The following is a 26,703-nucleotide window of genomic DNA, read 5'->3' as shown; positions in this document are numbered from 1 at the left end:
TTAAGCTATTTCGGTGCGTTTTAATGTTAACGCAATGATAATAAATGCTTTATCTATATGGCCTAATTCCTGCTTTATTCCAATAAATTGAGTCTGCAGCTTGTTGGAGAGAAAATTGAAACTGGTCACCGCAATCATTAAACCATTCAAATTAGACGATGTACGTGAAGCTTTAACCCAGCTCAGCGTCCATGGCATGACAGTCACTGAAGTACGCGGTTTTGGCCGCCAAAAGGGCCATACGGAATTGTATCGTGGTGCTGAATATGCAGTGGACTTTTTACCTAAGATTAAACTCGAAGTTGCCATTCATTCCGATCAAGAAGATGCCGTTATTGATGCCATTATTGCTGCAGCCCATACGGGCAAAGTGGGTGATGGCAAAATCTTTGTGACTTCGTTAGAACAAGTGGTGCGCATTCGCACTTCGGAAGAAGGAGTTGATGCCTTATGATGCAAGTGAGCTTCAGACTCAGTATTAAATACCTATTGATATTATTCAGTATATTGACGATGAACGCCGTCGCCGATGATGGTCAATTTAGCGCTGCAAATACAGCGTGGATCTTAAGCTCATCCGCATTAGTGTTGTTGATGACCCTGCCAGGATTAGCCTTGTTTTACGGCGGTTTAGTTCGCAGTAAAAACGTGCTTTCAATATTGATGCAATGCTTCTCTATTGCCGCCCTAGTGTCAGTTTTATGGTTCGGGCTAGGTTACTCACTCGCATTCGACACAGGTAACAGTTTCATCGGTGGCTTAGACAAAGCGCTACTGTCAGGTATTGGTCGCGATAGTCTTAGCGGGGATATTCCCGAGCCGCTGTTTATGCTATTTCAAATGACCTTTGCCATCATAACGCCAGCTTTAATCATCGGTGGTTTTGCCGAGCGAATGAAGTTTTCAGCTGTGCTTATCTTTTCAGGTGCTTGGTTATTAATGGTTTATGCGCCGATCACCCACTGGGTGTGGGGCGGTGGCTGGTTAGCACAGCTAGGACTGTATGATTTCGCGGGCGGAACCGTGGTGCATATCACCGCAGGGGTTGCTGCGCTCGTGGCCGCTAAAGTGCTAGGTCCACGCAAAGGATTTTTAAACTCGGCGATTATGCCGCATAACCTGACGATGACTGTCACAGGTGCGGGCATGCTGTGGGTGGGTTGGTTCGGTTTTAACGGCGGCAGTGCGCTAGGCGCTAACGGCACCGCAGCCATGGCGATTCTAGCCACTCATCTCGCCGCTTCTATGGGCGCGATGACATGGGCGGCAATTGAGTGGATTAAGTTTGGCAAACCCAGCGCCCTTGGCATAGTCACCGGCATGGTAGCAGGCTTAGGCACTATCACTCCCGCCTCAGGTTATGTTGGCCCAGCAGGCGCCTTAGTCATAGGTTTACTCGGTGGAATCGTGTGTTTTTACTCAACGGTTTATATCAAACAGAAACTTAAAATCGATGACTCCTTAGACGTTTTCCCCGTGCACGGTGTCGGCGGTATTCTCGGTACCCTTTTGGCAGGAGTATTTAGCTCGACCCAATTAGGCGTCTTTAGCGGCTACGGTTTTGCGGCAGTGAACGACACTATGATAGACCAACTTGGGGTACAGATTATCGGGGTTGCGGCGACATTCACTTATACTGCGGTGGTCACTTGGTTGCTGTTTGTGATCATCCGTAAGCTACTTGGCGGCCTTCGCGTCAGCACAGAACAAGAAGTTAACGGCTTAGATTTATCGGAACACGAAGAAACGGGTTATAGCCTTTAATCAGAACCTCGAGCCAGAACCTTTAGTTTTAAGACAGTTCAATAGCCATAAGGGCACCAAGGCGCCCTGATGGCTGACTTACATCATGATGCTACTTTTTAAAATGCTCGACCAACCATAACTTTAAATCCACCAGCTTCATGGGCTTAGCAAAGAGATAACCTTGTAAAAAATGGACTTGGCGACTGGTCAAATAATCTGCCTGCTCCTGCGTTTCAACCCCTTCAGCCACCACCACATAATTCATCTTATGGGAGAGCTCAATAATGGTATCGAGCACGTGGGAAGTCACGGAGTCCTGCCCTATGGTATCGATGAAGCATTTATCGATTTTCAAGTAATCCAATGGCATGGTTTGTAACAAAGATAAGGTTGTTTGCCCAGTACCAAAGTCATCGATAGCCACTAAAATCCCCAACTGGCGTAAGCTTTCAATGCGCTGGCAAATATCCGGCGTTAATAATTGCCGTTCGGTGATTTCGATTAAAGGCTTAACGCCAATACGATCCAAAGAATCCCGCAGATGAATAAATTTCGACTCTATATCATCTTGGGTAAAATGCTCTGGCGCCACGTTAAACGCGACTCTAAAGCCCGATTCAACCTTCATATTAGCAAAATCTTTTAATGCCTTTTCGAAGATATAATTGGTCAATGGAACAATCAACTTGCTCTCTTCGGCGATAGGAATAAACAAATCAGGCCGCACTAAGCCCATTTGTGGGTGCTGCCAACGCACTAATGCCTCGACTCCTTTGGCCTTACCGTCCTCAGCACAGATCACAGGCTGATAAACCAAAAAGAACTCTTCGTTCTCTATCCCGCTACGAATATCATCAGCAAGGGAGTGACGAGATAACCGTGAATAGAGCACAAACAAGATAGAACCCGTAATCAAAATAATGCTAAAGGGTAATGAGATGGCAAAAAATATCCAAAAAAAATGCCTAAAAAAAGCAGGTGACATTTCTAGTAACACCGAAAAACGATGATCCTCAGAATCTAAAGTCATTACCTCATTTTTGATAAACTCGAGTGATTCAGGAATCGTTTTACCATTGATGGATAAAGCGACATTGATAACTGCGCTGGGAAACACATCGGGCTGTACAAAGGAATCTAATAAATATTGTCCTTCTATAATGACAGCAGCGCCGTGTTTAGATTTAGGGTCCCATTTAGATGATACTATCGCGGGCACCTCAGGCATAAAAGGTGTGCCCGTAATAATAAACTGGTTAGATATTTCAAGATTTTCGGTAGCACTAACAATGCTCAGGGGAGTATCAATATCACCGGTTTTAGAAGAGCAATAAACATGTTGTGAATCATATATTAAAGCCGAGCGAAAGTAGGGTTGGAACAACATATAGTTGTATAACTCTTGACACTCAGAATCCTTCAATGCCAATGCATAATGGCTGATTTCATTAGCATGGGACACCAAAGTATCAATATGACTCACATAAATAGCCCCCACACCTTTGACTTTATCTTCAACAAAATACTGTGCAGAGAGATAACTTGCGACAGCAGCAATTCCAATTGGAAACAATATGACTGCCAGCCATTGCCATAATGACAGATTTAATTTTGCTAACTTTTTTCGCATATATCCTTAACTCGCACAGCGCTCGGTTAAAAATGGTATCAAAATCTATGGAGCAAGACGTGTGTATATTTGTATCTCAGCGAATGTTTGCTTGATATAAACACACTGAATCGAGTTCTATTTTAGTCTAAAAAACCATCACACCTTCTATTAATTTAGTCTATTCCCACATCACCAAAATAGCGGCGATAGCGATCAAGACTAACCCTAGCATATCTTTTATCTTTACTTTTTCCTTCAGCCAAAAGGTGGCAATCAAGATCATAAAGAAAACTTCAACTTGACCTAAGGTTTTAACATAGGGCACAGCCTGCAACGACATAGCACTAAACCAACCGATAGAACCTAAACAACTGGCGATGCTTGTCAGTAAAGTCAACTTAGGTCGTTGCCATAATGCTATCAGCGTAAATTTATCCTTAAGCAACAAATAACTGACTAACAGCAAAGTTTGTAGGCCTATCACAAATAGCAACACCCAAGCTGCGCTATGGGGGAAACCAATATTCAAACATAAACTCGCTTCTCGTACCCAAAGCGATGTCAGCGCAAACGAAGTACCACAGGCTAAACCAATCAATACCGTATTGAGCGACAGACTTCGCAGGCCTTGTTTGGCACTCATGAGAAAAATTGCCACACCACCCAACAACACTCCCGACCAACCTAAAAGGGATAAATGCGTCCCAAAAAACACTGTGCCTAAGATCGCCGCGACCACAGCTTCACTCTTGGCTAGCCCAGCACCAACGGCAAAGTTCTGTTGCTTGAACAATTTCACCATCAAGCCCGTCGCGAGAATTTGCATCGCCGATGCTCCGAGAATAAAACCGATAAAACGGTCGCTAAAATCGGGGATTCCGACATCCTGCCAAAGATATAAGCTCGCCAAATACACGGCGGCAATCGGCCCAGCCCAAATAAAACGCGCTAAGGTCACGCCCGCAACACTCACTTCTTTACTCAGCTGGCTTTGAAACGCATTACGCCAAGCCTGCATAAATGCCGCCAGCAAAGTGAGTAAGATCCACATAAAGGTATTCCGTAAAGAATCTGGTCGGCTATAAAAACAAGATTGTTAGGTAAAGCCCATCATAAAACATTAATGTTTCAGATAGCTACGGGGCTATACCAATCACATTCCTCGACTGAAAAACAAAAGCCCCGAACGAGTCGAGGCTTTAGGATTAAGTCACTAATTCATTAAGTCTTAGCTTGCGATTACTTACTGGTATCGATTGGCTCGAAGGATTTAACCAAATCGTCGATCGCTTTCATTTGCTTCAGATAATTTTCTAACTGATGCAAAGGCAGCGCACATGGGCCATCACACTTAGCGTTATCAGGATCAGGGTGCGCCTCAATGAATAGACCCGCTAAACCCAGCGCCATACCACTGCGCGCTAACTCGGTTGCCTGTGCGCGACGTCCACCCGCTGAATCTGCACGACCACCAGGGCGTTGCAGCGCATGGGTCGCATCAAAAATCACTGGATAGCCAGATTGCTTCATCTCATCCATGCCCAACATATCAACGACTAAGTTGTTATATCCAAAGCTTGAACCACGTTCACACAAGATGATCTCGTCATTACCCGCTTCGTTAAACTTAGTGATGATATGGCGCATTTCATGTGGTGCTAAAAACTGTGGCTTTTTCACATTGATGATAGCGCCAGTTTTTGCCATCGCGACAACCAAATCTGTCTGGCGAGCTAGAAATGCAGGTAACTGAATAATATCAACTACTTCTGCCACTGGCGCACACTGATGCACTTCATGCACATCGGTGATCAAAGGTAAATTAAAGGTCTTTTTAATCTCTTCAAAAATCTTTAAGCCTTCCTCCATACCTGGACCGCGGTAAGAGTTGATCGAAGAACGATTCGCCTTATCAAAAGACGCCTTAAATATATAAGGGATCCCCAGCTTTTGAGTCACTTCGGCGTAGGTTTCAGCAATCGACATAGCGAGATCGCGAGACTCAAGCACGTTCATGCCACCAAACAACACGAAAGGTTTATCGTTGGCAATCTCGATTGAACCTAGGTTTATGATTTTATTACTCATCGCAACTTCTCTCTAAAATGCTGGAACCTTTCCCAGCGGTGAATAGGAGCTAAGGCGGTTATACCGCAACTAACTGTAAAATTTGACCACAAATCCATGCCATATAGGTTCCTAACGCATAACCTAATACGGCTAACAGTACGCCCACGGGTGCTAAAGCGGGGTGAAATGCCGCCGCAACTACAGGGGCTGACGCAGTGCCACCCACATTCGCTTGGCTGCCTACGGCCATATAAAATAACGGGGCTTTAATCAGCTTAGCCACCAGTAACATAAAGCTTGCGTGAACTATCATCCACACAATACCAATTAAAAAGTACAATGGCGTATCGAGCACCTTACTCACATCCATATGTAGACCAATGGTCGCAACTAAGATGTAAAGGAAGGCTGAAGCCACTTTTGATGCCCCCGCCGCCTCTAAATGACGCACTGGGCTGAATGACATCGCCAAACCAATCGTTGTGACTATCACCACTAGCCAGAAAAATTTAGAGGTTAAACTGTAATCTGCGGTCCAAGGATAGTTCACTTCAAAAAATGGCCCCAGAAAATCAGCGGCGATATGAGCAATACCTGTGATACCAAAGCCTACAGCGACAATCAGCATAAGATCGCGCAGATTAGGAATGCGTGCATTTTCAGCGTGATACTTTTCAACTTTATCTTTTAACGCTTCAATAGCAGAAGTATCTGCACCGGTTTTAGCATCGATCTCTTTCGCTTTTGAGGCAAGAAACAGCAGCACTGCCATCCAAATATTGGCGACTATCACATCGACTGTCACCATCACAGAGAAAATATTACCGCCCACGTCATAAATCTCTTTCATTGCAGCTTGGTTTGCGCCCCCACCAATCCAGCTCCCCGCTAAGGTCGTCATACCACGCCATACCGCATCGGGGCCATCGACCCCAATTAAAGAAGGTTCAATAACCGACACCAGCAACAAGGCGATAGGGCCGCCGATAACGATACCGACAGTGCCGGTTAAAAACATGATCAAAGCTTTCGGCCCTAAACTTAAAATAGCTTTTAAATCAACGCTTAAAATCAATAAGACTAAACAAGCTGGCAGCAAATAACGGGATGCCACAAAATACAGTTGTGAGGTATTACCATCGATTACCCCAAAGGTATTCAATAACGATGGCAAGAAATAGCACAATAAAAGGGCGGGAATAAAACGATAAAACTTCTGCCAAAAAGGATGACTACTGCTACTGGTATAAAATACAAAACCTAGAATTGTCGCGAGTATTCCTAACGCCGTGGCATCATTCGTCACTAAAGCCGTGCTTGTCATGCTAATTTCTCCCTGTTGATACAGTTATTATTTTTATTAGAGACTTAACTTTTAAGTCCCTGGGTCAAACTTCCATCTGCCCAGTGTTATTATTTTTGCGGTTTGAATTCGTTAATAAAAGTTGAATAAATAAGCAGAGCCCCGAAAGGCTATGCTTTAGTGATAAACCTCGGCGTGTTCGTTTAATTCTTTGAGCTGCATCTTCACTATCTCGATCACGGGATCGTGAGGACTATTATCAACAAAATGCTGCAGATCGGCGGCGGCCACATTAATACAACCCAACTGCTGTGCAATAAACGCCCGCTCACGATTCAAATGCACATCGTCAACATGCCATTGCAACAGCAGGCTGCAACACTCCATCGCTGCCTCAAATTGATGCGACACTATGCAACCCGCCTTAAGCTCATGCAGCATACGCGTCAGCAGTTTTTTCACCGTTGCAGGCTTTAAGTAACTTGCCTTAAGTTCAGCAGCATTACCTAACTCGCCGCGCACTAACACGTGCAACTGGTGACGGGTGAGTTCCTTGCCCGTTAAAGGATCCAAATAACTCACTTCACCGCCAATCTTACAACGCAGAACCGTATTGCCAGGTAGCAATATGGGTTCGAGTTCAAGATCTAACTGCTTCGCCAGCAACATCAATACCGTCGCCAGCGTTGTACTATTACCTTGGCGACTAATTAAGCAAGTACCTAAATCTGCCGCCTCTGTACTGAAGTAGTTCTCACGAACACAAAAACCTAAATCCTCGTAAAACCAATGCAACAGCGCATTAAAACGCTGTTGTTGATCAACCAAGTAATGACTTAATACGGCTCCCGCCATTTCAAACCAAGCCCATTTAGCGGCTTCAAGTTTAGAAAATCCAAGGTGCGCACCTACATCCAATGCCGACTCGGGCAATGAAATGCCATCTTGCAGAGTGTAGTTACCCATTAACCCAATAATACCGCTTGTTTAAAATGAGCCAATTTAGCAGCATAAACCAACCAACCTATCGCGCCTAAGTAAGCAAACACTTTGAACAATTTGTTTCTGTTCGCTTTTATGGCAATGGCGCCTAGGACAATGTAAGCAACTACAGCACCGATTTTTTCGGTCATCCAAGGATCCACAAAAGGAAATTGCTGGATCATAAAACACAAAGTTAAGCCCGACAGCAGTAGGAAAGTGTCGATAACATGGGGCGCTATCTTGAGCAGCTTCTTCTCCATCAGAGCCGATTGGCGCAGATGCAGGACAAAGCGCACGGTAAGCAATAACACGCTCAACGCGATAAAGGTAAAATGCAGATGTTTAACCGCAGGATATAGACTGTAAAAAGTTTCCATTACGATACTTATGGCCAGTGACAAAGGCGCTAGTTTACCCTAATCCTTGGCGGCATACCAATGCCTATCAGCCTAGATATTCAGAGCTAACATCATAAAAAATCAAACGAGAAGTGACGATGAATTTAAGCTTAATTAATGATGAATCAACCGAGTTCGCCAACGCTGTAAAACAAAAAATTGTCGAGTTCAACCAAGTCCAATGGCAGGGGCTTAGCCGTAAAAATCTCGGACTCAAACTACAGGACTCCGAAGGTAAACTGTTAGCAGGGATCAGCGGTAAAACCTTCGGCAATTGGTTGTTAATCGACTATCTGTGGGTCAATGATTCTTTAAGACACCAAAGTATCGGCACGCGCTTATTATTAGCCGCAGAAAGCCAAGCAAAGGAGCGCGGCTGCCAATTTGCCCTACTCGATACCTTAGATTTTCAAGCTAAGCCCTTTTATGAGCGCCACGACTATCGCGTGCAGTGGATACAACAAGCCTACCCAGAAACCGGCAGTAAATTCTTTATGGTAAAAGTGTTGTGATATTTAAGGTAAGCGGTCATAACCGTCCCAATGCTTAGGCTACCATTTCTGATATCTAACTCAGGCCGTTTCAATGAACTTGAGCTAATTGCGAGTGGTTAATGATTTGCGCACCTTTTACTCGCAAAGCTACAAACGGAAAAATAAAAGATAGGACAGGCGTCCTCAGCCGAAGCAACCCAATTGAATTAAATCTTCAACCTAATCCGGTTTAAACACGCCGATCACTGCGCCGGTGGCTTTTTCTGTGACCTTTTCATCGGTTTGCTGTTCACGGTAATCACACTCAGTACATTCAACGGTTTCGATGCCGTTTTCCTTGTAGAGTAAAATACTGTCTTTGGCGCTGCATTTTGGGCACTTAGCACCGGCTACGAAACGCTTTTTGATTTTAGTGTTTGTCATAATAGATAAAGGACCAGATAGCAGGGCCAAGGGACTCGGCCGAAGAAATTGCCGCTATTTTGCCACACTGATGATTGAATACTAGTGTTACCTGAAAGTATGAGGCCTTAAGCCGATGTAATGCGATTCGCTGAAGATCGTCCTGAAAAGTCGAATAATTGTCCGAGTTATCGGGTCAGGCTGTGGTTTGAAACTGGGTTGTACGCTATTATCTGTGCCCTGACGAATTCACGTTCTAACCAAGTTGTAGTCAATGATCAGCATCAACCAAGCGCAATTAATCCGTGGCAGCAAAACCCTGCTAGATGAGACCTCTCTCACGATTTATCCCGGCCATAAGGTCGGTTTAGTCGGTGCTAACGGCACAGGCAAATCTTCACTGCTCGCATTAATTTTAGGTCACTTAAGCCTAGATAAAGGTGAATTTAGTCTGCCTTCTGGCTGGCAAATTGCCACTGTGGCCCAAGAAACCCCTGCGCTCGACGTCTCGGCACTGGAATATGTGATCGATGGCGATAGCGAATATCGTCAATTAGAAGCCCTATTACACAAGGCCCAAGAAGATAACGACGGCAATGCCATCGCACTCTTACACGGCAAAATCGACGCTATCGGTGGTTATGCGATTCATTCGCGCGCGGGTTCATTGTTAGCGGGTCTGGGCTTTAGTGAAGCCGATCAAAGCAATCCAGTGAAAAGCTTTTCGGGCGGCTGGCGTATGCGCCTCAACTTAGCCCAAGCGTTACTGTGCCGCTCTGACTTATTGCTCCTCGACGAACCCACCAACCACTTAGACTTAGATACCATGTACTGGCTCGAAGGTTGGATTAAGTCCTATCAAGGCACGCTGATTTTAATCAGCCATGATAGGGACTTTATCGATGAAATCGTTGATGAAATCGTCCACGTTGAAAATCAAAAACTCAATTTCTACAAAGGCAATTACAGTGCCTTTGAGCGCATTCGTGCCGAACGTATGTCGCAGCAACAGGTTGCCTTCGAACGCCAACAAAAAGAACGTGCGCACATGCAGTCCTTCGTTGACCGTTTCCGTTACAAAGCAAGTAAAGCCAAACAAGCCCAGAGCCGCTTAAAGGCGTTAGAGCGCATGACTGAGTTGTTGCCGTCTCAAGCCGACAGCCCATTTTATATGGAGTTTCGCGCCCCAGAAGCCCTGCCCAATCCACTGATTAAGATGGAGCAAGTCGCTATCGGTTATAGCGATAAGCCAATCCTGAGCAAGGTGCATTTAAACTTAGTACCGGGTGCGCGTATTGGTTTGCTTGGCCGTAACGGCGCGGGTAAATCGACATTAATCAAGCTGTTATCGGGTCAATTATCGCCAATGACAGGTTTGTATGAACCTAACCCTGGCGTCAATATCGGTTACTTTGCCCAGCATCAAATCGAATTTTTGCGCCTCGACGATACGCCGATGCAGCATTTAGTGCGTCTTGCACCCAATGCCAGAGAGCAAGAGTTGCGCAACTTCTTAGGCGGTTTTGGTTTTAACGGCGATATGGCGCTTTCACCTGTGCGCCCCTTTTCTGGCGGCGAGAAAGCCCGTTTAGTGTTAGCACTGTTAGTTTGGCAACGCCCTAACCTATTGCTGCTCGATGAACCCACCAACCATTTAGACTTAGAGATGCGCCACGCTCTGACAATGGCATTGCAAACCTTTGAAGGCGCTATGGTTGTCGTCTCGCATGATAGGCATTTACTGCGATTAACCTGTAGCGATTACTATCTGGTCGATCAAGGTGAAGTACGCGCCTTCGACGGCGACTTAGACGATTATCACCAATGGTTGCTCGATGCGGCGAAAGCTAACTCGAATCAAAACAGCACCAGCGACGAGATCAAACCTGCCGCCGATAAAAAACAACAAAAACGCCTCGAGGCCGAGATCCGCCAAAAGGTATCACCGCTCAAGCGCAAACAAACTAAGTTAGAAACCGAGCAACAAAAGCTGAGCGAACGCCTCGCCGAGCTAGAGCACTTGCTGGCCGATAGCGAATTGTATGATCAAGATAACAAAGCCAAGCTAACCTCGGTATTAACCGAGCGAACGAGCTTGACGCAAACCTTAGAAGACAGTGAAATGCAATGGCTCGAGTTGCAAGAAGAGATAGATGCAATGGAGCAAGAGGTCATGGAGCAACAATAACTCCAGCGTTCTTTTACATAAAAGTCAGTAGCAGCGGCAATACAAGGAAATAGTATGGCGGTTTTAACCCAGTTCGACAGTCAACTCTGGCAATGGTGTGATATGAGCTATGCGCAAAACAAAGCGCTCTGCCTCGAATTGCAAAATAGCTGTCAGGTGAACGTCAATCTACTGCTACTGGCGCAATATTTAGATATCACTATGGATGTGTCTGGGCCGCAGCAATACAGCACAGACCAATGGCAAACACTGATGAATGCAGTAGGTGAATGGGATGAAAGATTTCTCATGCCCTACCGCAAATTACGTAAACTCGCTAAGTCCAGCCTGAATGAACAAGAGTATCAGCAGATGCTCGCCGTTGAGCTGATGATGGAACGTAAAGCGCAACGAACCATCTTAAATAAACTCAATGAACTCAGCCCAAACGGCCAAACGACAAATCTCGTGAGCTACTTAAGCCTGTTTGGACTCAGTGAAATAGACGCCAACGAAATCGGCTTAATCGCGCCCTGATCTAACCAAATCACGTTAAATCAAGCACAGCCAAGTTAGATCGAGCTCAATCAAATCAACGCAGTAATCATCAAATCGCTAACGGCTACGTGCTTGCGGATAGCGTTCACAGTCATCCTCGATCACCAACCAGTTCAGCTGATTCTCAGTATAAATATGGTACTTAGGCTGAACTTGATTAGCATCGTCCAGACTCGCTATGCTCAAGGTCGAATAATCAGGATATTGAGTATGTCGGTAAGTTAACGATGTACCGCACTTGTCACAAAATCCACGGCGAATAAACTCGGACGATGCAAACTCAGTCACCTGACCTTTAAGCCAAATCACTTGGCTGAGTTTAAAATCCATCCAAGCCCCAAATGCAGATCCCGTGCTTTTTTGGCATGAACGGCAGTGGCAATAATCCGCATCAAAGGGTTCACCTTCAATCTGATAACGAATCGCGCCGCATAAGCAACCACCTTCCCGTAATATGTTTTCAGACATTCACACCCCATCAAGCTTTATCAAGCTAAGCTGCATTTTGATAAGATAACATCAGGCTTTACCGTCAGTGAGCTTCTGTGCGAGTGCGGTAGCATTACGTGCCGTGATGCCATAAATTGACAGCTGCGGGTTAGCGCCAAGGCTGGTCGGGAAGATAGAGCCATCCATTACAGATAAATTCTCTAAATAGTGCGACTGACCATAACTGTTGACCATAGAAAGCTTTTCATCTTCGCCGAAGGGACAACCACCCATTACGTGCGCCGATGCGACGATAGTGCGCAGTGGCGCGAGTGACATCTGCGCAATGCTCTCTTTGGCGTCTTTCCACGAGGACAAGTAAGGCATACCATCGCTGATCGGCAACACTTTTAAGGCGCCCGCCGAGAATTGTAACTCCGCCATACTGGCAAAAGCGCGTCTCGCGGCCCGCCAAAAGGCATCGGTCAGCGGATAATCTAAAGCAAAACCCTTATCCGTTAAGTGTACTTCACCGCCTTGACTGTCGGGATGATAGCCATCGCGGATCAAAGCGATAGTCACTTGCAACTGATTGAATTGTGACATTAACTCAGCATGACTTGTACCATATCCTAAGGTTTTAGAGGCAATTAAAATCGGATGCACCGGCGGCACTTCGAGTTTATAACCCAGCTCACCATCGGCGCCATTGTTCCACACAAATTCATCGGAATAGATAGATTGCGGCGCACCGCTATGGCCATTGATCGAATCGGCAAATACGCCGCCGGATAACAAAGTAGGATGTAAAAAGGTGCGTTTACCCAAAAGTTGGTGGGGATCGGGCACTTGCGAACGCATCAAAATCGTCGGTGTATGGATAGCACCCGCACTCAAAATATAATGTTTAGCCTTAAATAACAGCTCAACGTCAGTGGGTCGTAAATTCACATCCAGCGCCTGCGCCTTTAACGCAAACACTTGACCATTATGGTGCTCAATCTTAGTCACTTTAGCGCGACTGATCAGCTGCGCGCCTTTCTCAAGTGCCGCGGGAATCGTAGTGACTAACATAGATTGCTTCGCATTGACCGGACAACCCATTCCGCAATAGCCGGTATTCCAGCAACCCGCCACATTGCGTTTAATCACAGTGTATTCCCAGCCAAGATTGATACAACCTTGCTTCAGGGCGGCATTATTGCGATTAGGCTCATAATTCCATTCATGAATGTTGAGCCGTTGTTCCATTTGCTCAAACCAAGGATCTAAACTCTCGCGATTAAGCCCAGCAACCGACTTATGTTGCGCCCAAAAAGCTAACGCCTCGGTCGGAGTGCGAATAGAAGTGGTCCAGTTAACTGTGGTTGAGCCACCGACTGCGCGGCCTTGAAAAATCCCGATCGCCTTATCGGCGGTTTTCATCGCCGCAGCTTGTTGATACAAGTTGGGGTAAGCGACCCGCTCTTCCATATTAAAATCGCTGGAGGATTTTAGCGGTCCCGCCTCAATCATGATCACGCTCAACCCAGCTTGGGTGAGGATTTCAGCCGCCACACCGCCGCCAGCACCTGTGCCGACAATAATCACATCGGCTTCAAACTGCTGGTTTTCTTGCAATTGGCTCGCATCAGTGTGCAACCAACCAGAGTTTAAACCATTCACTATAGGATCTATGATTGCCAACTTGAGTGCTCCACTGTCGCGGGTAAGATGCTTATTATTCGGCGTTTGATTAGGTTAAAAATGGACTCGCTATTTGAACAGTTCAGGCTTGGCATAATGCAGGCGGCTCCAGTGCTCAGGACAAGCGTAGTAACTTGCCATCACTAATTCCCGCAATCCGAGATAAGCCGTTTGTAACAAAGCAAAATAACTGTGGCGCCAGGTTTCTAACATATCAGTTAACTCGGCGGGAGAGCGCATCAATAGCGGCGTCATGCTCGAGGTGAGTACTAGTAAACCAAGACGATTTTCGAGCATATCGAGCAGCTCAAACAATTCGGTCTGCTGCTCATCGGGTAACACAGCAATCGACTGTTTGATGGCATCTAAAGTGCGGTTTTGCGCCGCCAACTTATGGATGGCCACATCAGGCAAGGCGCCGTCGAGCATCACAGGCAAAAGCACGCTAAACAACAAGCGATAATCTTTGCCTTCGCTATCCTCGGGTAAACTAAACTCAGGAGAATAGAGATTAACCCCTAAGGCTAACGCCGCCGTACCGGCAAACGCGCCCATTATAAAGGTTCGTCGCTTCATCTCTATCTCCTAATTATCAACCTAAATGTCGGCCTAAATATCAGCATAAAAAACAATTGTGCTACAATGGCCGCGAGTTTATACCCAAGCGACCTCAAAATACGAATTTCAGCATTTTGAGTTGGTTTGGGTATAAATTAAACACACGTTTTAATTTTCAGCAATAGCCGATACCAAGATAAACATCTATGCCAAATTCCTTTATGCCACCTTGGTGGGCCAAGAGTCCCCATATACAAACGATTTTACCCGTATTCACTAAAGTGGCCAAACCAGCATTACAGCGGCAGCGCTTAGAGTTACCTGATGGCGATTTTATCGATTTAGATTGGCAGGATGTTCCACAGTCTGGCAAACCGATCGTGGTGATCATCCACGGCTTAGAAGGAAGTGCTCAGTCCCATTATGCGCGGCGGATACTGCAAGCCTGTAAAGAACAGCAACTCGCTGCCGTCGTGCACCATCACAGAAGTTGTTCGGGTGAGGCCAATCGCCTCGCCCGCAGTTATCACAGTGGCGATACGGACGATTTACAGTTTAGTCTATCGACACTGAAAAGCGCGTATCCGCAATCGCCCTTATTAGCCGTAGGTTACAGTTTAGGCGGCAATGTACTGACTAAGTATCAGGGCGAATATCAGGATGACAGTTTATTAGCTCGCGCTGTGGTTGTCTCGGCGCCGCTGCAATTGTCCGCCTGCGCAAAACGTTTAGAAAATGGTTTTTCGAAGGTATATCAAAGCTATTTAATCAAACAGTTGCAGCAAAAAATCAGCCATAAGCTGAATGATCCCGACTTAACCATCTCTATGCCGTTGAGCCAGTCACAGGTCGACCGTTTAAATACCTTCTATGATTTTGACGATAAAGTCACAGCGCCATTACACGGCTTTGACGGCGTCGACGATTACTATACGCGTGCCAGTGGCTTACCCTTTGTCAGCCGCATAACTAAACCGACGCTCATCATACATGCTAAGGACGATCCCTTTATGACCGATGAAGTGATCCCCCAATCAAGTCAATTGTCGGGCTATGTAGAATACGAACTGCATCCCTATGGCGGCCATGTCGGCTTTATCGAAGGCGGTACACCTTGGAAACCGCGCTTCTACCTTGAGAGACGGATTTTACATTTTTTATTAGGCGATCAAAGTGTTGACTCGCTTAGCGCAGACCCAATCAACGGCGACAATATCACCCAAGGAAACACCGATGCTCATTCCCTATGAAACCCTATTACAACTCCCCAAGGAAACGCTCGCCAATGTGATCCGCGAATATCTCTTAGGTCAAGTGGAGGATGGCAGCTTTGCCAGTCTCGATGAACAGGAGCTTGCTCAAGCTATAATCCAATGTCAACAAGCACTTAAGCAAGGCAAGCTGAAATTAGAGTACAGTGAAGACGATGAATCCTTCGCCATACGTTCAGCAGATCAAATAGCACAGCAGCAAGATTGACCAGTCCTACCTCTGTACCGTATAAATAGTACTCGCGTTTTTATCGCTTACCCATAAGCGGCTCTTTTGGTTCCTAGCTAGGTAGAAAAAATGTCAGCAAAACATCCCATTATTGCAGTTACAGGCTCATCAGGCGCGGGAACCACCACGACTACCACCGCCTTTAGCCATATTTTTCGCCAACTCGGGATCAACGCCGCCTTTGTCGAAGGCGACAGTTTTCATCATTTTACCCGCGCCGAAATGGAAGTCATGATCCGCAAATCCCAAGCTGAAAACCGCAATCTTAGCTATTTTGGCCCAGAGGCTAATAACTTTGCTCGTTTAGAGCAATGCTTTCGCGATTACAGCACCACAGGCCAAGGTGAAACCCGCAGCTATTTACACACCTTCGATGAGGCAGTGCCTTTTAACCAGATGCCCGGCACTTTTACTCAATGGCGACCACTACCTGAAAATACCGATATGCTCTACTACGAAGGCTTACATGGCGGCGTAGTTACTGGTGATGCCAATGTCGCCCAGCATGTGGACTTGCTGATCGGCATGGTCCCCATAGTCAACTTAGAGTGGATCCAAAAAATTATCCGCGATACTTCGGAGCGTGGCCACAGCCGTGAAAAAGTCATGGGGTCAATTGTGCGCAGTATGGACGACTATATTAAGCACATGACGCCACAGTTCTCCCGCACTCACATTAACTTTCAGCGAGTACCGACGGTCGATACCTCTAACCCATTTAGTGCCAAAGATATTCCGAGCTTAGATGAGAGCTTTGTGGTGATCCGCTTCCGCGGTATCAATAATGTCGACTTCCCCTATTACCTCAATATGATCCAAGGTTCATTTATGTCACGGGTCAACACACTCGTCGTCCCCGGCGGCAAAATGTCGCTGGCGATGGAGCTGATCCTTACGCCTTTGATTAAAGATTTGATGGAAAAACGTCAACAACTTAATACTCCAGAGGCGAACTGAAACCTTGAGGATTTGTGGGCAATTTTGACTAAAGGCTAAGGAAATAAAGTCTTTTTTTGCAATGGATTAAGTTTTATTTAAGCCACTAGCGCTAATCTTGTCGGCATCGGGATTTCAGGCGAAAGAACGATAGTTGGCATACTCTTGGGAGTTAATTCCCCCATCTTGATCTGTTGATTTCCTTGAGTATGTCAGCAACCTTTTTAACAAAACTATATAAGTTAATTCCGCATCCATGCTTGATCTCTTGATTCCCTTGAGTATGTCAGCAACCTTTTAACGTAACTTTAAGTCTTCAGAGTTAATTCCACATACATACTTGATCTGTTGATTTCCTTGAGTATGTCAGCAACCTCTTATGAAGAATTAATTCCACATCCATTGATTCCCTTCGGTTCGCCAGCAACCACTTAATAAACAGTTAGCTCCATACCTGTGCTTGAGTCAGTCTGCATTTTGAACTGGTTTTCTACGTACGAGATTCTTGTACATCACCATGCACTCTAAGGCTATGCCTCTGGGCGAGCAGTAGATGGATTCCTCCTCTAAACCTTCACCACCAAAACCACAGTGGCGATAGAAATCCACCGCATTTAAAGTTGATTCTAATCTGAGTTGGGCTATCCCCTGATTAAAAGCCATGGTTTCAATAAATTGCAGCAGCACTTTACCGACACCTAGCCCCATAGCATCGGGGGAAACAAACAAGGCTTCTAACTGGGCATAGGGTTCATCCAACATGGCAGTGCCGACCACAGTCTTAAGCTGCGACTCGTCAGAGGACAACTCTGCCACATAAAAATGTGCATCGACGATACGGCTAAATTGCTCGGTCAGTTCGCCCTCGGTCCAAATCACCAGATCACCCGCATCATAAAATCCAGCGCAGCCCTTATTGATCGCCGCATTGCGGATATCCCAGCAGGCCTGAGCATCCGCTTTCGTTGCTTTTCGTATAGTTATCATCATGTTTTCCAATTAAAAATGCTCAGCCATAACATGCCATGAAGCCGCTAAAACGCCAAGTAAACGAGTGATCTCATCGTTCAACCAATAAAAAACCGCCCGTAGGCGGTTTTAATCAAAGCTACAGAACCTTAATGGATCTTAGCTAACATATCTGACTTAGTCTTAGCGCTAGACTTAAATCTAGGCTTAGCCTTTAATCAATTCACTAATAGTCAATACGCCATGGGTCGTTGCACCCGCGCCCCACATGGCAGAAGCTGAATCTTCAAAAGCGCCCGCTAAATCAACGTGTAACCATTTAGCTTCGGGTGACACGAAACGCCATAAGAAACCAGCAGCATTAGAAGCACCACCTGCACCGCCGCCTTTCATTGCGCGGCTGTTGGCGGTGTCAGCATAGGCTGATGGACACATTTCTTTGTGCCAAGGATCCAGCGGCAGCGGCCATACGCGCTCGGCAACACTTGTGGCTTTTTGCTGGGCCAGTTGCAACACATCAGTCTGTGGCGAGAAAATCGCGTTGTAGTTAGAACCCACCGCCATCACAGCGGCGCCTGTAAGGGTCGCTGCATCGATAATAAAAGGTGCGCCTGTAGCAGATGCAGCTTGTAGGCCATCGGCCAACACTAAGCGCCCTTCCGCATCTGTGTTCACCACTTCAACTGTTACACCATTTTTGTAGGTCAGAATGTCACCTAACTTATAGGCGCGACCGCTGATCAAGTTTTCAGCACAACATAAGAAGAGTTTAACGCGTTTGTTGAGGCCAGACTTGATCGCTAAACCAAGTGCTGCAGTCACAGTCGCCGCGCCGCCCATATCGCATTTCATGCCTAACATACCTTCAGAAGCTTTGATGCTGTAGCCGCCAGAATCAAAGGTAATCCCTTTACCCACAAGCGCCACAGACACGGGTGCATCGGCGGCTAATGGGTTGAAGTCTAACTCTAACATTGCCGGTGGACGCTCACTGCCGCGACCGACGGCATGGATACCAATCCACTGTTCTTCAAGCAACGCTTCGCCTTCAATAATCCGATAACTCACCTTGTCGCCACCAACGTCAGCCAACCATTTTGCTGCTTGTTGGGCAAGCTTCACTGGCGACAGGTTTTCAGGCGTATCGTTGATCAGTTGACGGGCAAAGGTTGCCACATCGAGTCGACGTTGCAATTCTGCTTGCACAGACTCATCACCACACCAATGGATTTGATAGCCTGGTTTTGCCGTCGCGAAACCTTGGGCAAACACCCATTGGCTATTGAGATCCCAAAACTGCCCAGCTAATTCCACACAGCTAATGCCTTGACTGCGCAGTTTACGGGCCGCCATTTGAATTTGACGTAGCTCATCGCCACCCGCTAAATGAATTTGCGCACCGTCGGCAGTATAAGTCACATCAGCCTTGCCCCAGTGCGCGGCGGGTGCTTCTTTGGTTAATTGTACTTTCATCAATTCAGTTACTTTTAGTTCACTCATTAGGGATCCTTATTTTTCGATTCGTTTTAGAATAATCAATCAGAACAATCAATCAGCAATCAGAACAAACTTTATGGCGGCAGTTTACTGCTAGCAGGCGATGACGCAAAGCGATTGGCTGAAGTAACTCAGGTAAAATCTGTAAACATTTGCGAAATTTGCTAGGCTTTGCGACCTTGAACAGCCGAGATAGGTCTATCGATGGAATTTACACCGCCACTACAACAGGGCATTTTATTGCGCCGCTATAAGCGTTTTCTGGCCGATGTGCAGCTAAGCGATGGCAGTGAGATCACCCTACATTGCCCCAATACGGGTTCTATGCGTAATTGCCTGTATCCCGGTGAAACAGTGTGGTTTTCTACCTCTGATAACCCTAAACGTAAATATGCCCATACGTGGGAACTGATGACCACGCCAGATGCAGGCTTAATCGGTATCCACTCGGGTCAGGCGAACACCTTAGCCGAAGAAGCCATCAATAAAGGTATCATCAAGGAACTCACGGGTTATGATAGCCTCAGCCGTGAAGTCAAATACGGTGATGAAAATAGTCGCATCGATATCCTGCTACAGGGTGCTCAAAAACCCGCCTGTTATATAGAAGTCAAAAGTTGTACTTTGCTCGAAGATGGCAAAGGTTATTTTCCCGATGCTGTGAGCCTACGCGGTCAAAAACATTTACGTGAATTGATGCACATGGTGAGTCAAGGCCATCGAGCCGTATTGCTATTTGTGGTGCAGCATAGTGAAATATTCAGTGTTGCCCCCGCAGCACATATCGACCCTGAATATGCTAAGTTACTGAAAATGGCTGTGTTAGCCGGCGTTGAAGTGCTAGCCTATCGCTGTAAAATCTCCCCGACTGAGATTCACCTAGCCCAAGCCTGCGATGTACGAGTATGATGTTAAGGCTGAGTTAAATTTGATTTCATTTGAATTAGCGAACATAGTCAAAAAATTCAATCAAAGCAGAATGAAAAGTTTGCCTCGATGTGAAGATTCTGCTATAGATAGCGGCCGTTCTTAAGGACGCCCTACAAACGCAAATGATTACAGGAGATGCGTTATGCCTGAAGGCACCAAAAAACTTGGCGTACTCGCTATCGCAGGTGTAAATCCTTACCAGGAAAAGCCGGGTGAGGAGTATATGAACGCTAAGCAACTGGGTCACTTCAAGACAATTCTTGAAGCTTGGCGCAATCAGTTGCGTGAAGAGGTCGACCGTACTCTTAGCCACATGCAGGACGAAGCCGCAAACTTTCCCGATCCTGTTGACCGTGCAGCACAAGAAGAAGAGTTCAGCCTCGAACTTCGTGCTCGCGATAGAGAACGTAAGCTGATCAAAAAAATCGAAAAAACACTGCAAAAAATTGAAGAAGACGATTTCGGCTTCTGTGATTCTTGCGGTATCGAAATCGGCATCCGCCGTCTCGAAGCGCGTCCAACAGCCGATCAATGCATCGACTGTAAAACGCTTGCAGAGATCAAAGAGAAACAAATGGCTGGTTAATCAAGCATACTGGGCGGGGATTTCCCCGCCTATTTGTTTCTAACAACTCGTAAACTCGACGAGCTTAAGCCAAGCTCACTCCAATTTACCCCGATTCGCTTTTCTCTTAGCATCCCTCTAAAATACATCCACTTTTACCGTCGCGACTTTAAAACGCCATCTAGTTGTTATGTCAAAGCTATTACATTCCGATTTATCCAGTCAGCCCTATGTCGGCCGCTTTGCGCCTTCGCCTTCGGGTGCCTTGCACTTTGGCTCGCTTATCGCCGCCCTAGGCAGCTATCTGCGCGCCCGCTCGCAACAGGGTAAATGGCTAATTCGCATCGAAGATATAGATCCACCGCGGGAAGTCAAAGGCGCCGCCGATGATATCTTACGCACCTTAGAAGCCTATGGGTTTGAGTGGGATGATGTGCCTCTGTATCAAAGCCAGCGCACAGCGGCTTATCAAGCACAAATTGACTCGCTGCTCGCCCAAGATAAAGCCTATTTCTGCCAATGTAGTCGCAAGCAAATTCAAGCCATGGGCGGCGTCTACGATGGCCGCTGCCACCGATTGCCACAAACCCAGTCTGCAAATCTTGTTAGGTCGGGTGCGGTGCGAATCGTCAACATGGCGCAAGTGCAAGAATTTGATGACAATCTAATGGGCCATATTTGCGTTGATCGCCATTTTGCCGCAGAGGATTTCATCATCAAACGCAGTGATGGTCTGTACGCCTATCAACTGGCCGTGGTACTCGACGATGCTTATCAAGGGGTCACCGAAGTGGTTCGAGGCTGCGACTTAATCGAGGCCAGTTGTCGCCAACTGAGTTTGTATCAAAGCTTTGGTTTAGCCGCACCGCAATGGCTGCACTTGCCACTCGCCTGCTTAAGTAAAGGCTTTAAGCTCTCAAAACAGAATCATGCACAGGCAATTGATACGCTTAATCCACAGTCGAGCCTTAATGCGGCGCTGGCATTTTTAGGCCAAACACCCGTCGAAACCCGCGGCTCTGTGGCGCAAATGCTCGCTCAAGCCGTGGATCAGTTTCAATTATCCACTATACCGCAACAATCTGAGATACTGATCGAGCCCTGATATACTCATTAGGCCGCATTTGGTATATGATAGCCGCCAGATTTTTAATCAAATAACAGATCATATTTCGAGGTGTCCCATTTTTCGCCGTATCAGCCAATTCTGCAAACAGCTATTTGAAGACGCGCCTAAAACGACCGCTCCGACTCCAGCTCAGATTGAACCAACAACACCTGAACAAAGTTCCGGTGCTTTGAGTTTAGAGTTAGTACCAAGAGATGCCCATACCATCTCGCGCAAACAAATCAGCGAGAATGCCCTTAAGGTATTATACAGACTGAATAAATCTGGCTTTAAAGCCTATTTAGTCGGCGGTGGTGTACGCGATTTACTCTTAGGGATTGAACCGAAAGATTTCGACATAGTGACCAATGCAACACCGGAAGAAATCAAAAAATTATTCCGTAATTGCCGTGTTGTCGGTCGCCGTTTCCGCTTAGCGCACATTGTTTTCGGTCGCGATGTGATTGAAGTCGCCACCTTCCGTGGTCACCACGGCGAAAGTAATGAAAAAGTATCTAAAGCCAATGCCGAAGGGCGTTTGCTGCGCGATAACGTCTATGGCGAAATCGATGAAGATGCCGAGCGCCGCGACTTTACCGTCAATGCCCTCTATTACGATATCAGCGATTACTCGATTCGCAGCTATGGCGGCGGTATGGCCGATCTCAAAGCTGGCACCCTAAGATTAATCGGCGATCCAGAAACCCGTTACCGTGAAGATCCCGTGCGTATGTTAAGGGCGGTGCGTTTCGCCACTAAACTCAACATGGGTATCGAAACAGTAACAGCAGCGCCGATTAAACAATTAGCGCCGCTGCTAAAAGATATTCCGGCAGCACGCATGTACGAAGAAGTGTTGAAACTCTTCTTTGCAGGCAAAGCCTTAGCCAACTTCGAACTGATGCAAGAATACAAGCTATTCGCGCCGCTGTTTCCGCAAGTGGCCGCTCTGCTAAAAGATGATCCTAAAGGTACGACCATGAAAATGGTGCAAGCCATCATGAAGAGCACAGATCAAAGAGTTAACGAAGATAAGCCGGTCACACCTTCATTCTTCTATGCTGCGCTTCTCTGGTATCCACTGCGTCAACGCGCCGAAGATATTGCCGTTGAAAGTGGCCTGACGTTATATGATGCCTTCTTTGCCGCCATGGGCGATGTGATGGAGCAACAATGCCAAACCATTAGCATTCCGCGCCGTTTTAGCACGCCGGCAAAAGACATTTGGCAGTTACAGTTACGCTTTGATCGTAGCCAAGGCACCCGCGCCTTTAAACTGATGGAACACCCTAAGTTTAGAGCCGCATACGATTTACTCTTGCTCAGGGGCGAAGTCGAAGCGGGTAATGTCGCTAAAAGTGCCGCTTGGTGGCAACAATTTGTCGAAGCCGATGAAACGGAACGTTTAGCCATAGCGCGTAGCGGCAGTAAATCGCCAAACCGCAACCGTAATGCCACCCAACGTCGTCGCCGTCCTCGTGCACCGAATGCCGATGGTTCAGCGCCGACGAGCGCACCTAAAGCGAGTGGCGCACCTAAAGTTAAAACGGCTGAATAATGCCCCGCGTCTACGTCGCATTAGGCGCAAATCTTAAAGATCCCAAGGCGCAATTGGACAATGCCGTGATGGCATTGTCCGCCTTAGCCTTAGCGAATAGTCTCGTCGTTTCTCCCTATTACCATTCGACGCCCATGGGCGATGTCGTGCAACCCGATTATGTAAATGCGGTGGCGAGTTTCGATACTGATCTTGCGCCATTAGCCTTACTCGATGCACTGCAGCATATTGAAAACACCCAAGGACGAGTCCGCCTAGAGCGTTGGGGGCCGAGAACCTTAGATCTCGATTTACTCTTGTATGGTAATGAGAACATTGACATTCCTAGACTCAAAGTGCCCCACTACGGCATGAAAACGCGCAGCTTTGTGCTCGTGCCTTTAGCCGCAATTGCACCGGATCTGATTCTGCCTTGCAACACTGCCATCGACAGTCTTATCGATACAAAAATGTTGGCCGAGTTACAACAACTGGGCATTGATCATTGAAGTCCGTCCTCAGTTAGCTTATAACACCACTTCTATTTGGTTTGAAGATCATCCATATGTCTAAAATTACTAGCTCAACCCTGTTGAAATACAAACAGGAAGGTAGAAAATTCACGGCACTGACAGCCTATGATGCCAGTTTTGCCAGCGCGTTCGATAGCGAAGGTGTCGATGTGCTGCTGGTCGGCGATTCTTTGGGAATGGTTCTCCAAGGCCATGACGATACCCTGCCCGTCACTACAGCAGAAATCGCTTACCATACTCGCTGTGTCCGTCGCGGTATCGAACGTGCCCTGCTGATCGCCGACATGCCCTTTATGAGTTACGCCACGCCAGAACAAGCTATGGTCAACGCCACTGAGTTAATGCAAGCTGGCGCGAACATGGTCAAAGTCGAAGGCGGACACTGGTTACTCGAAACCGTCACTAAGCTCACCGAACGCGGTATTCCTGTATGTGCCCACTTAGGCTTAACGCCTCAGTCGGTTCATGTGTTTGGTGGTTTTAAAGTGCAAGGCCGCGATGCCGAAAATGCCCAGCGCATCCTCGACGAAGCTAAGGCTTTAGAAGCCGCGGGTGCTCAACTACTCGTAGTGGAATGTATCCCTGCGCCTCTCGCTGCGGCTATCACCCAAGCCTTAACGATTCCTGTCATTGGAATTGGCGCAGGCGCATCGACCGACGGTCAAATCTTGGTGATGCATGATGTGTTAGGAATTTCAAGTGGTTACATTCCACGTTTCTCGAAAAACTACCTAAAACAAACCGGTGAAATTCGTTCTGCGGTACGTGCTTATATCGACGAAGTTGCCCAAGGAACGTTTCCTGGCGAAGAACACACTTTTAACAAATAACAGATTTATGCAAGGTAAGGCTCAATGATCACTAGCGCCCATATTGATGATATTCGCACTCAAGTGCGTGCATGGCGTGCCAAGGGCGAAACTGTCGCCTTTGTGCCGACCATGGGCAATCTCCATCGGGGACACATCACCTTAGTGAAAGAAGCGGCTAAACGTTGTGATCATGTGGTGGTATCGATTTTCGTCAATCCAATGCAATTTGGCCAGAACGAAGATCTCGATGCCTACCCACGCACACTTGCCGCCGACAGTGAAGCCCTCACCGCCGCTGGCGCTGAGTTGCTGTTTACCCCAACACCAGCCGTGATGTATCCCAAGGGCTTAGCGCAACAAACCTATGTTGAAGTGCCAGGTATTTCAGATCTGCTCTGCGGCGCTAGCCGTCCGGGGCATTTTCGAGGCGTTGCGACTATCGTCTGTAAACTATTCAACATAGTACAGCCCGATGTGGCACTCTTTGGCAATAAAGACTATCAACAGCTATTAGTCATTGAAACTATGGTTGAAGACTTGTCATTACCGATTGAGATTATCGGTGTTGATACCATACGTGAGGACTCAGGTTTAGCCATGAGTTCGCGCAATGGTTATCTCACCACCGCAGAAAAAGCCGCGGCACCAGCGTTAAAACAGGCAATAGATGCTATGGCTGCAGGGATCAAACAAGGTCAGAGTGTTTATGCTGTCACCGAGCAAGCGAAAATCAGTTTAGTGGCGGCGGGCTTTACGCCGGATTATCTGGAAATTCGTCATGCCCACACGCTTGAGAAAGCGCAGAGCCAAGACCAAACCTTAGTCATTTTGGCCGCCGCCTATATAGGTAAAGCGCGACTTATCGACAACTTAAGGTTCGATCGCTAATCTCTTAAGCCTTATCAATAAATAAAAAGGAGCAGTCGCTCCTTTTTATTTACCTAATGACCGACCAGAAGCTATTTTCTTCTTTAGAATCAATCCAAGCGCCAAAAATTTGAAGCGTCAAAAAACTGGTTTTATCTCTAAATTTACGCCATAGTATGATGCATATGTTAATTTAAGGTAAATGATTAGCGGCAGACATTGACGAGTGAATTTGACCTTATAATGATGTATGGCTAATCCTTTAATTTATTGGGCTTAACAGCCCGTCGACCTAACAATAAACGGTTAAAAAGGCATAATAATATAAACGTCATAATCACTATTTATCATGCTTAATCAAACAATTAAATCATAATAGCTATGCAAGTGTACAAAGGATTTGTGGCCTCATGGCAAGACTGATACTCACCCTAATTTGTGTTATTTTGCCCACTGCAATACAGGCAAATACCATTTATAAATGCCGTAAAGATGACAAAATTGTCTTTAGCCAAACCGCTTGCCCGCAGGAATTTAGCCAACATAAAATCGAATACCAGTTAGGGATAACGACTGAAGTAGACTCTGATAAAAGGGATATTCCTGTCGATCCCTTACACACTCTACTGAATAGCCGAACCATTTCTAAAGAAAAATTATTGCAGTTACTCGATGGCGAGATATATCGTCTTAAGCAGGAAAATAGCTATTTTGAAATCCTGCGCGCCAGTGAATTGCAGAAATTAGAACGTAAGCGTTATTGGCAAAATAAAGAGAAAACCGATCCTGAATACATTAACGAAATGGACGATATCAATACTCGCTTCAATGCGTTAACTGTGAGTAATAACAGTGTGATGCAACAACTGGAAGACCGTAAAAGCCAAATCAGTACCGAAGCATTCCATGAAGAGTTAAAAGAACCAGAAAAGCACTGATCTCGTATAAAACAGTAGTATTAATCTTTTCTCTACCCCATTAAGGAATTCAATCATAATAATGGTTAATCTTTCGCTCACAGTAATGTCCCTTTGTTTAACCT

General features: G+C 46.4%; 28 protein-coding genes. 16 read left to right on the top strand and 12 right to left on the bottom strand.

Annotated elements, in window-relative coordinates:
- The first annotated feature begins 115 nt into the window (after positions 1 to 115).
- Positions 116 to 454: a P-II family nitrogen regulator gene (locus L5M37_RS21165; RefSeq protein WP_105250140.1), complete on the top strand. Its 339-nt coding sequence runs from the start codon at positions 116 to 118 to the stop codon at positions 452 to 454.
- On the top strand, positions 451 to 1,764 hold the full coding sequence (locus L5M37_RS21160) for an ammonium transporter (RefSeq protein WP_263201780.1): 1,314 nt from the start codon (positions 451 to 453) through the stop codon (positions 1,762 to 1,764). The genes L5M37_RS21165 and L5M37_RS21160 overlap by 4 nt, the downstream gene beginning before the upstream one ends.
- A 91-nt stretch (positions 1,765 to 1,855) precedes the next feature.
- Here L5M37_RS21160 and L5M37_RS21155 read toward each other — a convergent pair whose 3' ends face one another.
- The 6 genes from L5M37_RS21155 to L5M37_RS21130 all read right to left on the bottom strand — a co-directional run bounded on the left by L5M37_RS21155 (position 1,856) and on the right by L5M37_RS21130 (position 8,092).
- Positions 1,856 to 3,376, bottom strand: coding sequence for an EAL domain-containing protein (locus L5M37_RS21155; RefSeq protein WP_263201779.1), 1,521 nt, complete (start codon positions 3,374 to 3,376; stop codon positions 1,856 to 1,858).
- Positions 3,377 to 3,536: 160 nt separating this feature from the next.
- Positions 3,537 to 4,409 carry a DMT family transporter gene (locus L5M37_RS21150; protein WP_105250143.1) on the bottom strand — a complete coding sequence of 291 codons (873 nt, stop codon included), beginning with the start codon at positions 4,407 to 4,409 and terminating at the stop codon, positions 3,537 to 3,539.
- A gap of 188 nt (positions 4,410 to 4,597) precedes the next feature.
- Positions 4,598 to 5,446, bottom strand: a complete 849-nt coding sequence (gene kdsA, locus L5M37_RS21145) for a 3-deoxy-8-phosphooctulonate synthase (protein WP_105250144.1) — start codon at positions 5,444 to 5,446, stop codon at positions 4,598 to 4,600.
- 58 nt (positions 5,447 to 5,504) lie between these two features.
- Positions 5,505 to 6,752, bottom strand: coding sequence for a DUF819 domain-containing protein (locus L5M37_RS21140; RefSeq protein WP_263201778.1), 1,248 nt, complete (start codon positions 6,750 to 6,752; stop codon positions 5,505 to 5,507).
- Between the two features lie 156 nt (positions 6,753 to 6,908).
- Positions 6,909 to 7,697 (bottom strand): SirB1 family protein, encoded by a 789-nt coding sequence (locus L5M37_RS21135; protein WP_105250146.1) that lies wholly within the window; start codon positions 7,695 to 7,697, stop codon positions 6,909 to 6,911.
- Positions 7,697 to 8,092, bottom strand: a complete 396-nt coding sequence (locus L5M37_RS21130; RefSeq protein WP_006080263.1) for a SirB2 family protein — start codon at positions 8,090 to 8,092, stop codon at positions 7,697 to 7,699. The genes L5M37_RS21135 and L5M37_RS21130 overlap by 1 nt, the downstream gene beginning before the upstream one ends.
- Before the next feature lie 119 nt (positions 8,093 to 8,211).
- Between L5M37_RS21130 and L5M37_RS21125 the strand changes: the two genes are divergently transcribed.
- The gene (locus L5M37_RS21125) at positions 8,212 to 8,625 is read left to right on the top strand and encodes a GNAT family N-acetyltransferase (RefSeq protein ID WP_263201777.1); all 414 of its coding nucleotides are present in this window, start codon (positions 8,212 to 8,214) and stop codon (positions 8,623 to 8,625) included.
- Between the two features lie 201 nt (positions 8,626 to 8,826).
- On the opposite strand, the gene L5M37_RS21120 is transcribed toward L5M37_RS21125, so the two are convergent.
- Positions 8,827 to 9,030 carry a YheV family putative zinc ribbon protein gene (locus tag L5M37_RS21120; protein WP_012088350.1) on the bottom strand — a complete coding sequence of 68 codons (204 nt, stop codon included), beginning with the start codon at positions 9,028 to 9,030 and terminating at the stop codon, positions 8,827 to 8,829.
- Positions 9,031 to 9,283: 253 nt separating this feature from the next.
- Between L5M37_RS21120 and L5M37_RS21115 the strand changes: the two genes are divergently transcribed.
- Together L5M37_RS21115 and L5M37_RS21110 are read left to right on the top strand one after the other, a co-directional pair.
- A complete protein-coding gene (locus tag L5M37_RS21115; RefSeq protein ID WP_006082953.1) occupies positions 9,284 to 11,197 on the top strand; it encodes an ABC transporter ATP-binding protein in 1,914 nt (637 codons plus the stop codon).
- Between the two features lie 54 nt (positions 11,198 to 11,251).
- The gene (locus L5M37_RS21110; protein WP_263145332.1) at positions 11,252 to 11,713 is read left to right on the top strand and encodes a TIGR02444 family protein; all 462 of its coding nucleotides are present in this window, start codon (positions 11,252 to 11,254) and stop codon (positions 11,711 to 11,713) included.
- Positions 11,714 to 11,791: 78 nt separating this feature from the next.
- On the opposite strand, the gene L5M37_RS21105 is transcribed toward L5M37_RS21110, so the two are convergent.
- From L5M37_RS21105 to L5M37_RS21095, 3 genes are all read right to left on the bottom strand, one after another.
- A complete protein-coding gene (locus tag L5M37_RS21105; protein WP_263201776.1) occupies positions 11,792 to 12,202 on the bottom strand; it encodes a GFA family protein in 411 nt (136 codons plus the stop codon).
- Between the two features lie 51 nt (positions 12,203 to 12,253).
- Positions 12,254 to 13,849 carry a GMC family oxidoreductase gene (locus L5M37_RS21100; protein ID WP_263201775.1) on the bottom strand — a complete coding sequence of 532 codons (1,596 nt, stop codon included), beginning with the start codon at positions 13,847 to 13,849 and terminating at the stop codon, positions 12,254 to 12,256.
- 69 nt (positions 13,850 to 13,918) lie between these two features.
- Positions 13,919 to 14,425 carry a TAT leader-containing periplasmic protein gene (locus tag L5M37_RS21095; protein ID WP_105251529.1) on the bottom strand — a complete coding sequence of 169 codons (507 nt, stop codon included), beginning with the start codon at positions 14,423 to 14,425 and terminating at the stop codon, positions 13,919 to 13,921.
- A gap of 188 nt (positions 14,426 to 14,613) precedes the next feature.
- Here L5M37_RS21095 and L5M37_RS21090 point away from each other — a divergent pair, with 188 nt between their 5' ends.
- The 3 genes from L5M37_RS21090 (at position 14,614) to L5M37_RS21080 (ending at position 16,864) form a co-directional block, all read left to right on the top strand.
- Positions 14,614 to 15,657, top strand: a complete 1,044-nt coding sequence (locus tag L5M37_RS21090) for a hydrolase (protein WP_263201774.1) — start codon at positions 14,614 to 14,616, stop codon at positions 15,655 to 15,657.
- On the top strand, positions 15,641 to 15,886 hold the full coding sequence (locus L5M37_RS21085; protein WP_263168357.1) for a YheU family protein: 246 nt from the start codon (positions 15,641 to 15,643) through the stop codon (positions 15,884 to 15,886). The genes L5M37_RS21090 and L5M37_RS21085 overlap by 17 nt, the downstream gene beginning before the upstream one ends.
- A 90-nt stretch (positions 15,887 to 15,976) precedes the next feature.
- Positions 15,977 to 16,864, top strand: coding sequence for a phosphoribulokinase (locus L5M37_RS21080; RefSeq protein WP_011847692.1), 888 nt, complete (start codon positions 15,977 to 15,979; stop codon positions 16,862 to 16,864).
- Between the two features lie 444 nt (positions 16,865 to 17,308).
- Here L5M37_RS21080 and L5M37_RS21075 read toward each other — a convergent pair whose 3' ends face one another.
- Both L5M37_RS21075 and pepB read right to left on the bottom strand, forming a co-directional pair.
- Positions 17,309 to 17,830, bottom strand: coding sequence for a GNAT family N-acetyltransferase (locus tag L5M37_RS21075; RefSeq protein ID WP_263201787.1), 522 nt, complete (start codon positions 17,828 to 17,830; stop codon positions 17,309 to 17,311).
- Positions 17,831 to 18,019: 189 nt separating this feature from the next.
- A complete protein-coding gene (pepB, locus tag L5M37_RS21070) occupies positions 18,020 to 19,312 on the bottom strand; it encodes an aminopeptidase PepB (protein ID WP_263201773.1) in 1,293 nt (430 codons plus the stop codon).
- Between the two features lie 201 nt (positions 19,313 to 19,513).
- Here pepB and sfsA point away from each other — a divergent pair, with 201 nt between their 5' ends.
- The 8 genes from sfsA (at position 19,514) to L5M37_RS21030 (ending at position 26,599) form a co-directional block, all read left to right on the top strand.
- Positions 19,514 to 20,218 (top strand): DNA/RNA nuclease SfsA, encoded by a 705-nt coding sequence (gene sfsA, locus L5M37_RS21065; protein ID WP_219252222.1) that lies wholly within the window; start codon positions 19,514 to 19,516, stop codon positions 20,216 to 20,218.
- Between the two features lie 163 nt (positions 20,219 to 20,381).
- The gene (gene dksA / locus L5M37_RS21060) at positions 20,382 to 20,825 is read left to right on the top strand and encodes an RNA polymerase-binding protein DksA (RefSeq protein ID WP_006082967.1); all 444 of its coding nucleotides are present in this window, start codon (positions 20,382 to 20,384) and stop codon (positions 20,823 to 20,825) included.
- Positions 20,826 to 20,994: 169 nt separating this feature from the next.
- Complete coding sequence (gluQRS, locus tag L5M37_RS21055) at positions 20,995 to 21,909, top strand: tRNA glutamyl-Q(34) synthetase GluQRS (RefSeq protein ID WP_263201772.1); 915 nt, start codon at positions 20,995 to 20,997, stop codon at positions 21,907 to 21,909.
- Positions 21,910 to 21,928: 19 nt separating this feature from the next.
- Entirely contained in the window at positions 21,929 to 23,470 is a 1,542-nt protein-coding gene (locus L5M37_RS21050) for a polynucleotide adenylyltransferase PcnB (RefSeq protein ID WP_263201771.1), read from the top strand.
- Positions 23,470 to 23,958 carry a 2-amino-4-hydroxy-6-hydroxymethyldihydropteridine diphosphokinase gene (gene folK / locus L5M37_RS21045; RefSeq protein ID WP_263201770.1) on the top strand — a complete coding sequence of 163 codons (489 nt, stop codon included), beginning with the start codon at positions 23,470 to 23,472 and terminating at the stop codon, positions 23,956 to 23,958. Before L5M37_RS21050 ends, folK begins: the two co-directional genes overlap by 1 nt.
- Positions 23,959 to 24,014: 56 nt before the next feature.
- Entirely contained in the window at positions 24,015 to 24,812 is a 798-nt protein-coding gene (gene panB / locus L5M37_RS21040) for a 3-methyl-2-oxobutanoate hydroxymethyltransferase (RefSeq protein WP_028761774.1), read from the top strand.
- A 24-nt stretch (positions 24,813 to 24,836) separates the two neighbouring features.
- Entirely contained in the window at positions 24,837 to 25,682 is an 846-nt protein-coding gene (gene panC, locus L5M37_RS21035; protein WP_263201769.1) for a pantoate--beta-alanine ligase, read from the top strand.
- Positions 25,683 to 26,071: 389 nt separating this feature from the next.
- Positions 26,072 to 26,599 (top strand): DUF4124 domain-containing protein, encoded by a 528-nt coding sequence (locus tag L5M37_RS21030; RefSeq protein ID WP_263201768.1) that lies wholly within the window; start codon positions 26,072 to 26,074, stop codon positions 26,597 to 26,599.
- Positions 26,600 to 26,703 lie beyond the last annotated feature (104 nt).

Source organism: Shewanella sp. SM69, from assembly GCF_025653985.1.
GTDB classification, from domain to species: Bacteria; Pseudomonadota; Gammaproteobacteria; order Enterobacterales; family Shewanellaceae; genus Shewanella; species Shewanella oncorhynchi.
The sequence above is the reverse complement of the archived record's forward strand: the minus strand, read 5'-3'. Positions and strand labels throughout refer to the sequence as shown.

Excerpts from the sequence above, each read along its gene's own strand:
- L5M37_RS21160 (WP_263201780.1), top strand. The coding sequence starts at position 451 with ATGATGCAAGTGAGCTTCAGACTCAGTATTAAATACCTATTGATATTA.
- L5M37_RS21155 (WP_263201779.1), bottom strand. The coding sequence starts at position 3,376 with ATGCGAAAAAAGTTAGCAAAATTAAATCTGTCATTATGGCAATGGCTG.
- L5M37_RS21150 (WP_105250143.1), bottom strand. The coding sequence starts at position 4,409 with ATGTGGATCTTACTCACTTTGCTGGCGGCATTTATGCAGGCTTGGCGT.
- kdsA (WP_105250144.1), bottom strand. The coding sequence starts at position 5,446 with ATGAGTAATAAAATCATAAACCTAGGTTCAATCGAGATTGCCAACGAT.
- L5M37_RS21140 (WP_263201778.1), bottom strand. The coding sequence starts at position 6,752 with ATGACAAGCACGGCTTTAGTGACGAATGATGCCACGGCGTTAGGAATA.
- L5M37_RS21135 (WP_105250146.1), bottom strand. The coding sequence starts at position 7,697 with ATGGGTAACTACACTCTGCAAGATGGCATTTCATTGCCCGAGTCGGCA.
- L5M37_RS21130 (WP_006080263.1), bottom strand. The coding sequence starts at position 8,092 with ATGGAAACTTTTTACAGTCTATATCCTGCGGTTAAACATCTGCATTTT.
- L5M37_RS21125 (WP_263201777.1), top strand. The coding sequence starts at position 8,212 with ATGAATTTAAGCTTAATTAATGATGAATCAACCGAGTTCGCCAACGCT.
- L5M37_RS21120 (WP_012088350.1), bottom strand. The coding sequence starts at position 9,030 with ATGACAAACACTAAAATCAAAAAGCGTTTCGTAGCCGGTGCTAAGTGC.
- L5M37_RS21115 (WP_006082953.1), top strand. The coding sequence starts at position 9,284 with ATGATCAGCATCAACCAAGCGCAATTAATCCGTGGCAGCAAAACCCTG.
- L5M37_RS21110 (WP_263145332.1), top strand. The coding sequence starts at position 11,252 with ATGGCGGTTTTAACCCAGTTCGACAGTCAACTCTGGCAATGGTGTGAT.
- L5M37_RS21105 (WP_263201776.1), bottom strand. The coding sequence starts at position 12,202 with ATGTCTGAAAACATATTACGGGAAGGTGGTTGCTTATGCGGCGCGATT.
- L5M37_RS21095 (WP_105251529.1), bottom strand. The coding sequence starts at position 14,425 with ATGAAGCGACGAACCTTTATAATGGGCGCGTTTGCCGGTACGGCGGCG.
- L5M37_RS21090 (WP_263201774.1), top strand. The coding sequence starts at position 14,614 with ATGCCAAATTCCTTTATGCCACCTTGGTGGGCCAAGAGTCCCCATATA.
- L5M37_RS21085 (WP_263168357.1), top strand. The coding sequence starts at position 15,641 with ATGCTCATTCCCTATGAAACCCTATTACAACTCCCCAAGGAAACGCTC.
- L5M37_RS21080 (WP_011847692.1), top strand. The coding sequence starts at position 15,977 with ATGTCAGCAAAACATCCCATTATTGCAGTTACAGGCTCATCAGGCGCG.
- L5M37_RS21075 (WP_263201787.1), bottom strand. The coding sequence starts at position 17,830 with ATGATAACTATACGAAAAGCAACGAAAGCGGATGCTCAGGCCTGCTGG.
- pepB (WP_263201773.1), bottom strand. The coding sequence starts at position 19,312 with ATGAGTGAACTAAAAGTAACTGAATTGATGAAAGTACAATTAACCAAA.
- sfsA (WP_219252222.1), top strand. The coding sequence starts at position 19,514 with ATGGAATTTACACCGCCACTACAACAGGGCATTTTATTGCGCCGCTAT.
- dksA (WP_006082967.1), top strand. The coding sequence starts at position 20,382 with ATGCCTGAAGGCACCAAAAAACTTGGCGTACTCGCTATCGCAGGTGTA.
- gluQRS (WP_263201772.1), top strand. The coding sequence starts at position 20,995 with ATGTCAAAGCTATTACATTCCGATTTATCCAGTCAGCCCTATGTCGGC.
- folK (WP_263201770.1), top strand. The coding sequence starts at position 23,470 with ATGCCCCGCGTCTACGTCGCATTAGGCGCAAATCTTAAAGATCCCAAG.
- panB (WP_028761774.1), top strand. The coding sequence starts at position 24,015 with ATGTCTAAAATTACTAGCTCAACCCTGTTGAAATACAAACAGGAAGGT.
- panC (WP_263201769.1), top strand. The coding sequence starts at position 24,837 with ATGATCACTAGCGCCCATATTGATGATATTCGCACTCAAGTGCGTGCA.
- L5M37_RS21030 (WP_263201768.1), top strand. The coding sequence starts at position 26,072 with ATGGCAAGACTGATACTCACCCTAATTTGTGTTATTTTGCCCACTGCA.